13 protein-coding genes are annotated in these 14,154 nt (G+C 75.2%); 11 read left to right on the top strand and 2 right to left on the bottom strand.

Annotated elements, in window-relative coordinates; genetic code table 11:
• Positions 1-11 precede the first annotated feature (11 nt).
• Positions 12-2,771: a helix-turn-helix transcriptional regulator gene (locus AC1UE5_RS18340; protein WP_482926162.1), complete on the top strand. Its 2,760-nt coding sequence runs from the start codon at positions 12-14 to the stop codon at positions 2,769-2,771.
• Here AC1UE5_RS18340 and AC1UE5_RS18335 read toward each other — a convergent pair.
• On the bottom strand, positions 2,768-3,742 hold the full coding sequence (locus AC1UE5_RS18335; protein WP_482926160.1) for a Rossmann-fold NAD(P)-binding domain-containing protein: 975 nt from the start codon (positions 3,740-3,742) through the stop codon (positions 2,768-2,770). The genes AC1UE5_RS18340 and AC1UE5_RS18335 overlap by 4 nt on opposite strands.
• Positions 3,743-3,849: 107 nt before the next feature.
• On the opposite strand from AC1UE5_RS18335, the gene fusA reads away from it, so the two are divergent.
• From fusA to AC1UE5_RS18305, 6 genes are read left to right on the top strand one after another with little or no spacing between them, the layout of a single operon-like run.
• A complete protein-coding gene (gene fusA, locus AC1UE5_RS18330) occupies positions 3,850-5,892 on the top strand; it encodes an elongation factor G (RefSeq protein WP_482926158.1) in 2,043 nt (680 codons plus the stop codon).
• Positions 5,893-5,911: 19 nt separating this feature from the next.
• Positions 5,912-6,706 carry a hypothetical protein gene (locus AC1UE5_RS18325; protein WP_482926156.1) on the top strand — a complete coding sequence of 265 codons (795 nt, stop codon included), beginning with the start codon at positions 5,912-5,914 and terminating at the stop codon, positions 6,704-6,706.
• Between the two features lie 15 nt (positions 6,707-6,721).
• Positions 6,722-6,934: a hypothetical protein gene (locus AC1UE5_RS18320; protein WP_482926154.1), complete on the top strand. Its 213-nt coding sequence runs from the start codon at positions 6,722-6,724 to the stop codon at positions 6,932-6,934.
• A gap of 3 nt (positions 6,935-6,937) precedes the next feature.
• Entirely contained in the window at positions 6,938-7,906 is a 969-nt protein-coding gene (gene rnhC, locus AC1UE5_RS18315) for a ribonuclease HIII (RefSeq protein ID WP_482926152.1), read from the top strand.
• Positions 7,907-7,935: 29 nt separating this feature from the next.
• The gene (locus tag AC1UE5_RS18310) at positions 7,936-9,705 is read left to right on the top strand and encodes a thiamine pyrophosphate-requiring protein (RefSeq protein WP_482926150.1); all 1,770 of its coding nucleotides are present in this window, start codon (positions 7,936-7,938) and stop codon (positions 9,703-9,705) included.
• Between the two features lie 10 nt (positions 9,706-9,715).
• Positions 9,716-10,066 (top strand): hypothetical protein, encoded by a 351-nt coding sequence (locus AC1UE5_RS18305; RefSeq protein ID WP_482926148.1) that lies wholly within the window; start codon positions 9,716-9,718, stop codon positions 10,064-10,066.
• On the opposite strand, the gene AC1UE5_RS18300 is transcribed toward AC1UE5_RS18305, so the two are convergent.
• Positions 10,063-11,031, bottom strand: a complete 969-nt coding sequence (locus AC1UE5_RS18300; protein ID WP_482926146.1) for an NAD-dependent epimerase/dehydratase family protein — start codon at positions 11,029-11,031, stop codon at positions 10,063-10,065. The genes AC1UE5_RS18305 and AC1UE5_RS18300 overlap by 4 nt on opposite strands.
• Before the next feature lie 33 nt (positions 11,032-11,064).
• Here AC1UE5_RS18300 and AC1UE5_RS18295 point away from each other — a divergent pair, with 33 nt between their 5' ends.
• The 4 genes from AC1UE5_RS18295 (at position 11,065) to AC1UE5_RS18280 (ending at position 14,146) form a co-directional block, all read left to right on the top strand.
• Positions 11,065-11,415 (top strand): hypothetical protein, encoded by a 351-nt coding sequence (locus AC1UE5_RS18295; protein WP_482926144.1) that lies wholly within the window; start codon positions 11,065-11,067, stop codon positions 11,413-11,415.
• A 72-nt stretch (positions 11,416-11,487) separates the two neighbouring features.
• Positions 11,488-12,201 carry a hypothetical protein gene (locus AC1UE5_RS18290; RefSeq protein WP_482926142.1) on the top strand — a complete coding sequence of 238 codons (714 nt, stop codon included), beginning with the start codon at positions 11,488-11,490 and terminating at the stop codon, positions 12,199-12,201.
• Positions 12,198-13,889 (top strand): copper resistance CopC/CopD family protein, encoded by a 1,692-nt coding sequence (locus tag AC1UE5_RS18285; RefSeq protein WP_482926140.1) that lies wholly within the window; start codon positions 12,198-12,200, stop codon positions 13,887-13,889. Before AC1UE5_RS18290 ends, AC1UE5_RS18285 begins: the two co-directional genes overlap by 4 nt.
• On the top strand, positions 13,886-14,146 hold the full coding sequence (locus AC1UE5_RS18280; protein WP_482926138.1) for a hypothetical protein: 261 nt from the start codon (positions 13,886-13,888) through the stop codon (positions 14,144-14,146). The genes AC1UE5_RS18285 and AC1UE5_RS18280 overlap by 4 nt, the downstream gene beginning before the upstream one ends.
• Positions 14,147-14,154 lie beyond the last annotated feature (8 nt).

Below are 14,154 nucleotides of genomic sequence, written 5' to 3'. Positions count from 1 at the left end.
GCGTCCCGCCTGTGCTGCACGGGCGCGAGGACGAGATCTCCGATGTCGAGGCGCGTCTGGACGCCGCGCGCCGTGGCGCGTCGTCGAGCCTGCTGGTGCTCGGGGAGCCGGGTATCGGCAAGACGGCGGTGCTCGACTGGGCGGCCGAACGGGCGGTGGCCGCGGGCTTCCGCGTGCTGCGCGCGACCGGCTACGCGTCCGAACGCGACCTGCCCTACGCGGGCCTGCACGCGCTGCTCGGGCCGGTGCTGGAGCTGCGTGAGGCGATCCCGGAGGTGCAGGCGCGGGCGCTCGGGACGGCGCTGGCGCTCGAGGCGCCCGCGTCCTACGACCCGTTCGCGGTCCCGGCCGCGGTCTTCAGCCTGCTCGGCACGGCCGCCGAGGAGGGACCGATCCTCGTCGCGATCGACGACCTGCAGTGGCTCGACGACGGCTCGCTGCGTGCGCTGACGTTCACCGCGCGGCGGCTGGAGTCCGAGGGGATCGTGCTGCTGTGCGCGGCGCGGGCGGGGGAGATCGGCGCGCTCGACCTCTCCGGCATCGAGGAGCTGCGGCTCGGCGTGCTGGACGACCGTGCGGCGCGGGCGCTGCTGGCGGACCTGGACGTGGGCCTGGCCGCCGAGGTCGCCGAGCGGCTGCTGGAGACGTGCGCCGGGCACCCGCTGGCGCTGCGCGAGCTGCCCGCGTCGCTGACGCCCGCCCAGCGCAGCGGGACGGAGCCGATCAGCGCGAGCGTGTGCGCCGGCTCGATGCTCGAGCACTCGGTGATGGCGCGGTACGCGGCGCTGTGCGACGAGGGGCGACAGGCGCTGGCGGTCGTCGCGGCGATGGAGTCCGGGTGGCTCAACGACGCGCTCGCGGCGATGGCGCAGATGGGCCTGGGCGAGGCGGACCTCGACGCGCCGTCGGCGCGCGGGCTGGTGCGGATCTCCGGCGGGACGGTCGCGTTCACCCACCCGCTGCTGCGGGCGTTCGTCTACGACGCGACGCGCGCGTCGCAGCGGCGGGCGGCGCACGCGGCGCTCGCGTCGGTGACCAAGGACGTCACGCAGCGGGCGTGGCACCTGAGCGCGGCGGCGCTCGGGACCGACGAGGAGGCGGCGTCGGCGCTCGTGGCGGCGGCCGGCGTCGCGCGGGGCCGGGGCGCCGCCGCGGCGGCTGCGGCGGCGGCGCGGCGGGCGGCGGAGCTGACGGCGGACGAGCAGCTGCGGCTGGCGCGGACGGTCCAGGCGGTCGAGGACCTGGCCGGCGCCGGGCTGTTCGACCAGGCGCTGGCGCTGGTGGCGGAGGCCGAGCGGCTCGCGGTGCGGCTCCCCGAGGTGCCCGAGCTGCGGGTGCTGCGGGCGCGCATCGAGGTGCGCGGCAACCGGGTGATGGAGGGCCGGGCGGGGCTGGAGGCCGAGGCCGAGCGGCTGGCGCAGACGGGCGAGCGGGTCGCGGCGGCGTCGCTGATGCTCGAGGCGGCGGTCGGCGGCGTGATGCTCGGCGACACGCCGGGGATCGTCGCGGCGACCGACCGCGCGCGGGAGCTGGCGGCCGGCCACGACGACCAGCTGACGCAGCTGGCGGCGATGCTGCGGGCGCTGGCGCTCGTCCCGGTCGGGCGGGTGCGCGAGGTCGCGGCGGACCTGGAGGCCGCAGTGCCGTTCCTGCTCGCCGAGGGCGACCCGCTGCCCGACGCGTCGGAGGTCTTCACGTGGGCCGGCCAGGTCGCGATGTGGATCGAGCGCTACGACGTCGCGGAGGCCGTCATCGACCGCCAGCTCGCGGCGGCGCGGTCGGCCAGCGCGGCGGGGCGGCTCGCGTTCCCCCTGATGGTCAAGGCGCAGCTGGGCTTCCGGCGCGGCCGGTGGACGCAGGCGCGCGCGGACGCGGGCGAGGGCGTGCGGCTGGCCCGCGAGACCGGACAGATCGCGCAGCTCGTGATGACGCTGAGCGCGCTCGCGCGGCTGGAGGCGGCGCGCGGGGAGCTCGACGCGGCGGTCGCGCACGGGCGCGAGGCGGTCGCGGCGCTCGGGCCGGTCGCGGGCGGGCCGATGACGGTCTACGCGCACGAGGCGCTCGGGTTCGCGGCGCTGACGGCCGAGCGGCCCGAGGAGGCGCTCGACCACCTGCTGCGGGCGCGCAAGACGATGCTCGCCCTCGGCGGCTCGGAGCCGGGCGTCTACCTGTACCCGGGCGACCTGATCGAGGCGCTGGTGCGGGCCGAGCGGCCCCACGAAGCGGCCGAGGAGATCGCGCGGCTCGCGGAGTGGAGCGCGGCGACGGGGCGGATCTGGGGCCACGCGGTTGCGGCGCGCGGCGAGGGGATGCTCGCGCCCGACGACGCGTTCCGCGCGCCGTTCGCGCGGGCGCTGGAGTGGCACGCGCGGCTCGAGCAGCCGTTCGAGGAGGCGCGCACGCGGCTGGCGCTGGGCGAGCGGCTGCGGCGCGCGGGCCTGCGCGTCGAGGCGCGGAGCGAGCTGGAGGCGGCGGTCGCGGTGTTCGACCGGCTCGGTGCCACCGCCTGGGCCGACCGCGGCCGCGGCGAGCTGCGCGCGTCGGGGCGGACGCTGCGCCCGCGCGACGAGATGGGGGAGGAGCTCACGCCGGCCGAGCTGCAGGTCGCGCTGCGGGTCGCCGACGGGCTGACCAACCGCGAGGTCGCGGCGGCGCTCTTCCTCTCCCCGAAGACCGTCGAGCACCACCTGTCGGCGGTCTACCGCAAGCTCGGCATCAAGTCGCGCACGCAGCTGGCGCGGTACATGGCCTCGGAGGGCGTGGGCGTCTAGCCCGCTCGGGGCGGGACCGCGGCGACCGCCTGCGCGTGGTCGCGCAGCCAGCGCAGCTGGGCGGTCGTGGCGGCGAGCGGGTCGGGCTCGGTGACGCCGAGTGTCGTGCGCAGGCGCGTGGTGTCGGCGACGACGGGGTGGCGGGCGAGCCAGGGGTGCTCGGCGGCCGGGTCGTCGGCGGCAGCAGGGAGCGGCTCCCACGCGTGGTCGCCGAGGGTCGTGGCGGCGAGCTGCGCGAGGCCGGAGAACGTCCAGTCGTACGGGTCGGCGACGTTGCACGCCCAGACGCCGTCCGGGGCGTGGTCGACGGCCGCGGCGACGGCGCAGCCGACGCGGTCGAGCGCGACGCGGTGGAAGAGCTGCGTGCCGCCGTCGGGAAGCGGAAGCGTGCGCTCGCCGCGCAGGATCCGCTCCACCAGCCACCACTCGCGGATGACCGAGGGGTGGAGCGCGGGGCCGTAGATCGCGCCCGGGCGCAGGAGCGTGACCTTCGGCGCGCCGCCGAGCGCGGCCTCCATCGCGACGTTGTCGTGCGCGGCCGAGAACGGGCCGCCGCCGGCCTCGCGCAGCGGCGAGACGTCCTCGCGCAGCGGCAGCGGGTCGGTTGCCAGCGGCGCGGGAGGGAAGCCGCCGACGCCCGCGTGGGCGCAGTGGCGGTAGACGTCGATCGAGGAGATCGCGACGAGCTGCGCGACCCCGGCGCGAGCGGCGAGGGCGGAGACCGCATGCGCCTTCGCCGCGGTCGCACCACCCGGGAACGTGTCGACGAGGACGTCGGGGCGCCACGTCTCGACCGGCCCGCCGGCCGCGAGGAGCGTCTCGCGGGGGCCGTGCAGGTGCTCGGCGCCGTCGGACTCCGGCGGCTCGTGCGCGCCGGTGTGGGCGACCGCCACCTCGTGGCCGGCCGCGCGAAGATGGGGGAGCGACGCCTGACCGACCGGCCCGGTTCCCCCGATGAACGCCACGCGCATGCGGCGCACGGTAGCGCAACCTGCGGGTTGCGAGAATTCCGGTGTAGCGCTTCGTGCCGATCGTCGCTAATGTCGCGGCCTGCAACCGACCGGGAGGAGGTCAGGTCGTGCACCACCGTGCCGATCGCATCCGCAACGTCGCACTCGTCGGGCACCGTGGAAGCGGGAAGACGTCGCTCCACGAAGCGCTGCTGTTCCAGGCCGGCGCGCTCAACCGACTGGGGTCCGTGCAGGACGGCTCGACGGCTTCCGACTCCAGTCCCGACGAGCAGCAGCGGCAGATGTCGATCTCCGCCTCGCTCACCTCCTTCGAGTGGGACGACCGGAAGATCAACCTCATCGACACCCCCGGCGAGCCGAGCTTCGTGGCCGATGCGCTGGGCGCGCTGCGCGTCTGCGAGTCCGCCGTGTTCGTCGTCAACGCCGTCATGGGCGTCGAGGTCAACACGCAGCGGCTCTGGCAGCGGGCGGAGGAGCTGGACATCGCCCGGCTCGTGTTCGTCAACATGCTCGACCGCGAGCGGGCCGACTTCTTCCGCACGCTCGACTCGCTGAAGGCCGCGTTCGGGCCGCACGTCGTGGCGACCGAGATCCCGATCGGCGCCGAGCACGAGGTGCGGGGCGTGATCGACCTGGTCGACATGAAGGCCTACGAGTACGGGCCGGAGGCGACGCGCGACAACTGCCGGGAGATCCCGATCCCGGACGACCTGCAGGGCCTCGCCGCGGAGTACCGCGAGAAGCTGATGGACGAGGTGTCCGAGGTCTCCGAGGCGCTGATGGAGCGGTACCTGGAGGGCGAGGAGATCTCCCACGACGAGATCGTCACCGCGCTCAAGGACGGGACGAACCACGGCGACATCTTCCCGGTCACCTGCGGCGTCGCGACCCGCAACCTCGGCACGAACCGGCTCCTCGACGCGATCGAGGAGGACCTCCCGTCGCCGGTCAAGCACGGGGCGATGGAGCTGCCCGAGATCACCCTGGAGCCGCGCGACGACGCGCCGCTGTACGCGTACTGCTTCAAGACGAAGGCCGACCCGTTCGCGGGACGGATCAACCTCTTCCGGGTCTACCAGGGCGTGCTGAGCTCCGACAGCAACGTGCTCAACACGCGCGCGCACTGCAAGGAGCGGATCGGCCACCTGGAGGAGGACGTCGGACCGGGCGACATCGGCGCGGTCGCCAAGCTCAAGGAGACGCGCGCGGGCGACTGGCTGGCCGAGCGCGACGAGCCGATCCAGATGCCGCAGATCAAGCTGCCGGCGCCGGTGATGGCGTTCGCGATGGAGGCCAAGGGCGACGAGGAGAAGGTCTTCGCGGCGCTGCGGCGGCTGCAGGAGGAGGACCCGACGATCGACCTGCACCGCGACCCGCAGACCGGCGAGCAGATCGTCGCGGGCCTGTCGCAGATGCACGTCGAGGTGATCGTCGACCGCCTGCGCGAGCGGTTCGGCGCCGAGGTCGAGCTCAAGCCGCCGCGGGTGCCCTACCAGGAGACGATCCGCGTCAGCGCCAAGGCGCACGGGCGGCACAAGAAGCAGTCCGGCGGCCGTGGGCAGTTCGGCGACTGCCACATCACGATCGAGCCCCTGCCGGACGCCGGCGACGGCGGGCTGGAGTTCGTGGACGAGATCAAGGGCGGCGTGATCCCCAACTCGTTCATCCCGGCGGTCGAGAAGGGCGTGCGCGACGCCATGCGGCACGGGCCGGTCGCGGGCTTCCCGCTCAAGGGCGTGCGCGTGCGGCTGCAGGACGGCCAGTACCACTCGGTCGACTCGTCCGAGCAGGCGTTCCGCATGGCCGGCTCGCTGGCGATGAAGGAGGCGATGGCGGCGGCGAAGGCGGCCCTGCTGGAGCCGATCATGCTCGTGACGCTGTCGGTGCCCGAGGCGTCGGTGGGCGACGTGATCGGCGACCTTAACTCGCGCCGCGGGCGGCCGCAGGGGATGGAGCCGGTGGGCCTGATGACCGAGATCAAGGCCGAGGTCCCGATGGCCGAGATGCTCACCTACGCACCGGATCTGCGGGCGTTGACGGGCGGCCAGGGCGACTACACGATGGAGTTCGTGCGGTACGAGGAAGTCCCCACGCACTTGGCGCAGAAGGTGGTTGAGACGATGCGTGCAGAGGAGGGGGCGACCGCCTGACCCCTTCTACGATGAACGGGTGACGCGGAAGTCGATCACCACCTCGCACGCGGCCGTGGCCTGCGACGTCTGCGGCCGGACGCTCCTGCGCGGCGAGCAGGCCGACGTCTTCCTCGTCAGCGGGTCGCGGAAGATGGTCTGCGAGCTGTGCACGGCCCGTGCCACCCACGAAGGCTGGATCCGCGAAGGGATGGATCTCGGGCCCGCGCGGCGCGACGACGGGCGCCGCCGGCGCTCGCTGCTCGGGCGGCTGCGCGGCGGCAGTGGCCGGCGCGACGGCGGCGGGGCGAACGGGCACGACCCGCTCCCCGCCGGCGGCGGCGAGCGGCTGTACGACGAGTGGGAGATGGAGGACGACGGGGCGCCCGCGCCGCAGCACGCGGCGCCGCAGCCGGCGCCCGCTCCTCCGCCGGCACCGCGCTCGGGTGGGCGCGAGCGGCACGCCGAGCCCGCGTACGAGCCGCCCCGCGAGCGGCGCGACGTCCACGCCGTCCCCACCAACGCCGACCTCAAGATGGGCCGCGCGCTGGAGCTGTTCAACGTCTCCGAGCACCCGCGCACGGTCGCGGGCGTCGCGCGCTCGCTCGGGCGTCCGCTGGTCGCGGTGCGGCCGTCGGCGACCGAGGGGAGCGTCGTGGGGATCACCGTCGCGTGGGAGCTGAGCTGGTACCGCTTCGAGGTCGACCTGGCCGACGAGGCGTCCGGTGTCCGCGTGATCGCGAAGGGCTACGAGCTGGACGAGCTCGACGAGCACGACAAGGTGGCGAACGCCAGCGCCGACGAACGTGGCGAGCTCGCGCTCGGAACTGCGTAGAGTTCCGCACAGCCGATGATCTACTGCGTCGTTCCCGAGGAGCTCGCGCCCGAGCTCTACGACAAGCTCGCCGACTACTACGAGGACGACCCCAACGTGGAGGTCATCATCGACCGCCGCAAGTCCGAGCGGCGCAACGAGGCCGACGGCGCGGGCGGCCAGCGGCACACGCGCGACCGGCGGCGCCCGCGCGTCCCGGGCGAGTTCCCGCAGATCGACGCGGAGTAGCGCTTGAAGGTCGGGCCGGAGCGGCGCGAGGCGCTGCGCCTGGCGCTGGAGAAGGCCGGGGCCGAGCGGCGCGAGGCCAAGGGCGCGGGCGAGGTCTGGCGCTACGCGCTCGACGGCGGCGTCGTGACGCTGTGGCGGACCGGGACGGTCGCCGTGGCGGGGAAGGGCGACGGGCTCGTGCGGGCGCGCGAACTGGTCGACCAGTTCGCCGAACTGGTTGGACCAGCCGGCGAGGCCGGTGCGGCGGGCGCGGCGGAGGAGGCGCGCGCGGCGGGGGCCGGACCGGCGGGTGGCTACGGCGAGATGCCGCTCGACCTGCCGCGCGATGCCGCGTGGGCGGGCGTCGACGAGTCCGGCAAGGGCGACTACTTCGGGCCGCTGGTGAGCGCGGCGGTCGTCGTGACGCCAGAGGCCGCGGCGGAGCTGGCGGCGGCCGGCGTGCAGGACTCGAAGAAGCTGACCGACAAGCGCGTGGCGACGTTGTCGCCACTGGTGCGTGAGACCGCGGCGGCGTGCGCGGTGACCATGCTCGCGCCGCCGGAGTACAACGTCGAGTACGCACGGTGGCGGGCGGACGGCAAGCGCCTGAACCAGATGCTCGCGGCCAAGCACGTCGAGTCGATCTGCGGCGTCCTCGGCGCCGACCCGGCGTATGCGATCGTCGACCAGTTCGCCGACGCGCGCGTGGTCGACGACGCGGCGGAGGGGCGGTGCGGCGGGCTGCGCATCGTGCAGTTCCCCCGCGCGGAGGCGGACGTCGCGGTCGCGGCGGCGTCGATCGTCGCGCGCCAGGCGTTCCTCGACTGGATGGCGGAGGCGTCGGAGCGGCTCGCAGTGACGCTCCCGAAAGGCGCGGGGCCGCATGTCGTCGCGGCGGCGCGGGCGCTGGTCGCGGACCGCGGCCCGGACGTGCTGGACGAGGTGGCGAAGGTGCACTTCGCCACGACGGCGCAGGTCCTCGGTCCGGGTTAGGCACGCGCGGGGCGGGGAGGACGGTCGGCATGGGCCAGACCGTCGGCGACTTCCTGCTCGACCGCCTCGCCGCGTGGGGCGTGGACCGGATCTTCGGGTACCCCGGGGACGGCATCAACGGGATCACGAGCGCGCTGCGGCGGGCGGACGAGCGGTTCGACTTCGTCCAGGTGCGGCACGAGGAGACCGCGGGGTTCCTCGCCGGGGCGTACGTCAAGTACGGCGGCGCGCCGCTCGGGGTGTGCCTGGCGACGAGCGGGCCCGGCGCGATCCACGCGCTCAACGGGCTGTACGACGCGAAGATGGACGGGCAGCCCGTGGTCGCGCTCGTCGGGCAGCAGGCGCGGACGGTGCTCGGCGGCTCGTACTACCAGGAGGTCGACCTCGCGTCGCTCTACAAGGACGTCGCCGGCGCGTACTGCGAGACCGCGACGCACCCCGCGCAGATCCGCCACCTCGTCGACCGCGCGGCGCGCATCGCCCTGGCCGACCGCACCGTCACCGCGCTCATCCTCCCGAACGACCTGCAGGAGGCCGACGCGGTCACCGACGCGCCGGCCGAGCACGGGCGGCTGCGGTCGTCGGTGGGCTGGACGGCGCCGCGGGTGGTGCCGGAGCGGGCGGACCTGGAGCGTGCGGCGGACCTCCTCAACGCGGGCGAACGCGTGGCGATGCTGGTGGGGCGGGGCGCGCTCGGCGCGACCGCGGAGGTGACCGCGGTGGCAGACGCGCTCGGCGCGGGGGTGGCGAAGGCGCTCCTGGGGCGGACCGTCGTCGACGACCGCGAGCCGTGGTGCACCGGCGCGATCGGGCTGCTCGGCACGCGCGCGTCGTGGGAGCTGATGCAGGGCTGCGACACGCTGCTGATGGTCGGGACGAACCTGCCGTACGGCGAGTTCCTCCCACCCGAGGGCCAGGCGCGCGCCGTGCAGATCGACGTCGACGGGCGGCGGCTCGGCTTCCGCTACCCGACCGAGGTCAACCTCGTCGGCGACAGCGCCGCGACGCTGCGCGAGCTCCTTCCTTTGCTGGATCGGACGGAGGGCTGGCGCGCGCAGGTCGAGGAGTGGGTGCGCGATTGGCGCGCGACGGTCGAGCGGCGCGCGGGCGAGCCTGCCGACCCGATCAACCCCCAGCGCGTCGTCCGCGAGCTCGACGCCCGGCTCCCGCCCGACGCGATGATCGCGTGCGACACCGGCACGGCGACCGGCTACTACGCGCGCGACCTGACGCTCGGCCCCGGCCACCTCGCGTGGCTCAGCGGCAACCTCCTCACGATGGGGAGCGGCCTCCCGTACGCCATCGCCGCCAAGCTCGCGCACCCGGACCGGCCCGCGATCGCGCTCATCGGCGACGGCGCCATGCAGATGAACGGGCTGGGCGAGCTCGTCACCGTCGCGCAGCGCTGGCGCGCGTGGGCCGACCCGCGGCTGATCGTGCTCGTCCTCAACAACCGCGACCTCAACTTCGTCACGTGGGAGCAGCGCGTGATGGAGGGCTCGCCGAAGTACGCGACCTCCCAGGACCTCCCGGACGTCCCGTACGCCGACTACGCGAAGCTGCTCGGGCTGGACGGCGTGCGGGTCGAGCGGCCGGAGGAGATCGGGCCCGCCTGGGACGCCGCGCTGGGCGCCGGCCGCCCGTTCGTCATCGACGCGATCGTCGACCCCGACGTGCCCCCGCTCCCGCCCCACATCACGCTCGAGCAGGCGCGCAACATGACCGCCGCGCTGCTCGACGGCGACCCCGACCGCCGCGGCGTGATCCGCCAGGCGTTCCGTCAGCTGCTCGGCGGGTAGTCCCGGCGACATGGCCAGAGAACCCGACCCGATCACCCTCTCCGACCTCGTCCGCCGCGCCTGCGAGATCGTCGACCCGAACGACGAGGACGGCGTGCTCGGCGACTTCGAGGTGCGCTTCGAGGACGCCGACGAGCCGGTCACCGGCATCGAGAACCTGGAGGAGCGCATCGAGTTCGGCGCTGACGAGGACCCGGCCGTGGTCGTCGCGCAGGCGGTCGTGCTGTACCTCGCGCACCGGCGCGATCAGGTCGGCGAGGACGACGACGACATCATCAGCCTCGCGGTGCGCGCGGAGTTCGAGGGCAACCCGCCGCAGTCCGTCCTGGACTGGCTCGCCGAGCGGGGCGTCCGCGCCTAGCGCTCCAGGTAGCCCTCGGCGCGCAGCCAGGCGACGGTGCGGTCGAGCCCGTCGCCCACGGCGACCTGCGGCTCCCAGCCGAGGATCTCGCGCGCGCGGCCGATGCCGTACGTCCCGCGCCGCAGCATGTAGTCGGCCGCGCGCGGGTTGAGGTCGTTGTCGCCGCTGCCGAACCGCAGCGCCTGCCGGGCCACCGCCGCGCCCGCCTTGGCGACCGGCGTGGGGAGGAGCAGGAGCCGCATCCCGAGCGCGTCGGCGTAGCGGCCGAAGAAGTCGCGGTTGGCGACGCCGACCCCGCCGCTCAGCGTGAGCACCTCACCGGCCGCGGGCGGCGCGGTGACGGCGCGCGCCATGCCCTCGACGAGGTCGTCGACGTAGACGGGCGAGAAGACGCCGCGGCCGAAGTCCGGGAGGGCGAAGCGCCGCTGCTTGATGAGCTCGGTCGGCTGGATCGCCCACGGCCGCGAGCCGGGCCCGTAGACGTCGCCGGGCCGGACCACGACCGCCTCGATGGCGCCGCGCGCGTGGGCGGCGAGGACGTGCTGCTCGGACGCGATCTTCGTGTCGGGGTACGGGACGCCGGTCGTGCGGACGGGGTACATCTCGTCGACGCCGTCGGGGAAGGCGAAGCCGAACACGGTGACGCTGCTGACGTGGACGAACCGCTGCGCGCCGCCGGCGATCGCGGCCGCGAGCGCGTGGTGGGTGCCGAGCACGTTCGCCCGCCAGACGTCGTCGGGCCGGTCGAGGCGGAGCGAGACGACCGCCGCGGTGTGGACGACGACGTCGGCGCCGTCGGCGTGGCGCTGCCAGCTGCCCGCATCCGCGATGTCGCCCGCGACGACGCCGCGCGCGGGGTCGGCGCGCAGGTCGACGCCGGTGACGTCGTGCCCGTCGGCCTGGAGCCGCGCTGTGAGGGCGCGCCCGATGAACCCCAGCGCGCCGGTGATGAAGACCCTCGCCATGTTCGGCGGCGCACCCTATAGGCTCTTCGGCGCATGTCCGCGCGCCGCGACCTGACGCTGCTCGGCCTCCTCACGGTGGCCTTCGCCGCGCTGGCGTTCGGCGTGGAGGCGGGCGCGATCGGTGCGAACGCGCTGCTCGTGGCCCCGCTCCTCGTCCTCGTCGTGCCGCTGCTGAGCGGCCGGTACCTGGGCGAGCGGTCGATCGAGCGGCTCCGCGCGGCCGTCGGGCGCGGGGTGATGGCCAAGCCGCGCCGCCGCTCCCTCCAGCTGCCCGCCCGCCGCTCGCCTGCCTTCGTGCTGGGCGCCGGCCGGGTGCACGCCGCCGCGCACGTCTCGCGGCCCCCGCCCGCGCGCGCCGCGCTCCTCGCAGCAGCCGCCGCCTAGCCGCGCGCGCCGTCACGCCGGGTCGTCCGGGGAGGTGCGCGCGTTCGTGCACCCCGAACCCTTGGAGAACCCGTGTCCCTGCGCCGCCGACTGGCGCTGGCGACCGTCGCGCTCGCCGCCTGTGCCGGCGCGACGTCCGCCGCACCCGCCCTCGCCCACGAGGGCAACCCCGACTTCGAATCGCTCGTCACCTCCGTCGACGGCATCCCCGGCCTGAAGGCCGAGATCCTGAACGGCGACGACCGCCTGCTCTTCGTCTACGAGGGCGCCCAGCCGCTCGTCGTCGAGGGCTACGACGAGGAGCCGTACGCCCGGATCGACCCCGACGGCACCGTGTCCGTCAACCAGCGCTCCGAGGCGACCTACATCAACGACGACCGGTTCGGCGAGGTGCCCGTGCCGGACACCGTCGACAAGGACGCCGCGCCGGTGTGGAAGGTCGTCGGCAAGGGCGGCCGGTTCGAGTTCCACGACCACCGGATGCACTGGATGTCGAGGACCGACCCGCCGCTGAAGCAGGACCGCGGTGAGCGCCAGAAGGTGTTCGACTGGTCGGTGCCGGTGCGGCTCGGCGACGCGGAGACGGCCAGCGCGTCGGTGCGCGGGACGCTGTGGTGGCGCGGCGAGGGCGGCGGGGCGCCGGTGGCGATGTTCGCTGCGCTCGGGGTCTTCGTCGTCGTCGCGGTGGCGTTCGTCGTGGTCGTGCGGCGGCGGCGCGCGGGCGCCGGTGGCGATGGCGGGGCCGCACCGGCCGCGTCCGCGCCCGCGGGCCGCGAGGCGTGGTGATCCGCCGCGCCCTCCTCGTCGCGCTGGCGCTGCTCGCGGCGCTGCCGGCGGCGGCGCAGGCGCACGCCGTGCTCGAGTCGTCCAACCCCGCCCGCGGCGCGCAGCTCGACGCGGCACCGCGGCAGGTCACGTTCGCCTTCAACGAACGGGTCGAGGCGAGCTTCGGCGCGGTGCGCGTGTACGACGCGGACGGCGAGCGGGTCGACGACAACGAGCTCTCGCGGCCGGACGGCTCGGGGCGCTCGGTCGCCGTGGGCCTGAAGCCGGGGCTCGCGGACGGCACGTACACGGCGACCTACCGCGTCGTCTCCGCCGACTCGCACCCGGTGAGCGGCGGGTTCGTCTTCACGGTCGGCAGTGGGGGAGCGGCGCCCGGCGCGTCGGTCTCGGACCTGCTCAGCGACACCGAGTCGGGCGCGGTGACGACAACCGCGTTCGGCGTCGTGCGCGGGCTCGGCTACGCCGCGAGCGCGATCGGCATCGGCGCCTTCGCGTTCCTGCTGCTCGTGTTCCCCGCCGGCCGGTGGGCGGAGGCGGACGCCGCGTTCGCGCAGCGGCTGCGCGCGGTCGTGCTCGGCGCGGCCGGCGTGGGCGTCGTCACCAGCGCGCTGGCCATCGTCTTCCAGGGCGCGGTCGCGGGCGGCACCGGCTTTGGGGCCGCGCTCGACCCGACCGTGATCGGCGACGTGCTCGACACGCGCTACGGCGAGGTGTCCGCGCTGCGGCTCGTCGGCTGGCTCGCGGTCGCCGCCGCGTTCGCGACGCGCGTGACGGCGCCCGGCGCGAAGGTCGTGGCGGGCGCGGGGCTGCTGGCCGGAGCGGTGTCGTTCGGGCTCGGCGGCCACGCGTCGAACACGGATCCGACGTGGCTCATGCTTCCCGCCGACGCGCTCCACGTGCTCGCGATGGGCGCGTGGGTCGGCGGCCTCGTGACGCTTCTGTTCGTCGTCCCGAAGGCCACGCGCACGCTCGCCGCGCCGGGCGACCGGACGAAGCTCCTCGCCGCCACGCTCACGCGGTTCTCGCCGCTCGCGTTGGCGTCGGTCGCGCTGATCATCGCGTCCGGCACGCTGCAGGCGATCGTCCACCTCGGCGCGCTCGACGACCTCGCCGACACCGCGTTCGGGCGCGCGATCGTCGTCAAGGTCGTGCTGCTCGGCGGGCTCGTCGCGCTCGGCGCCTACAACCAGCGGCGGGTCGCGCCCCGGCTGCGCGCGTTGGCGGCGCACGGCGACCAGGCTCCGGGCGCGGACGGGCTGAGGCTCCGCACCGCGCTCCGGGCCGAGGTCGGGCTTGCCGCCGCGGTGATCGCCACGACCGCCGCGCTCGTGTCCTACAGCCCGGCGTCGGCCGCGCCCGGGATGCTCGCCGAGTCGCTCGACCTCGGCCCCGCTCGGATGGAGCTCACGATCGACCCGCTGAAGGCCGGCAACCAGGAGGTGCACGTCTACCTCTTCGACGGCAAGACGGGCGCGCAGCTGGAGGACCTCGACGAGCTCGACGTGCACGTGTCGCTGCCCGACAAGGACCTCGGGCCGCTGGAGCTGCCGCTCCGCAAGGCCGGTCCCGGGCACTACACGACCAACGCGGCGACGATCTCGCCGGCCGGTGACTGGGAGCTCAAGGCGACGCTCCGGCTCGGCACGTTCGACGTCTACACCGCGAAGGTCGAGGTGCCGGTCGAGTGACCGCGCTCCTGCTCGTCCTGCCGGCGCTCCTGCTGCCGGCGCTCGTGGCGCTCACCGCGCTGCGCGGCGGCGCGTACCCGGGGGAGGAGCTCCTCGACCGGGCCCGCCGCGCCCGCGCGGCGCACCGCCCCGACGCGCGGCCGGCCGCTCCGCACCACCACGCCCGCCTGCCCCGCCCGCCGCGCCGCGTCCGCCCGCGCGGGGGCGCGCTGCTCGCCCGCCGGCTCGCCGGCCGGGCGCCGCCGTCGATGGCCTGACCCCAACC

The sequence above is a fragment of the Parviterribacter multiflagellatus genome, assembly GCF_056863265.1.
The sequence above is the reverse complement of the archived record's forward strand: the minus strand, read 5'-3'. Positions and strand labels throughout refer to the sequence as shown.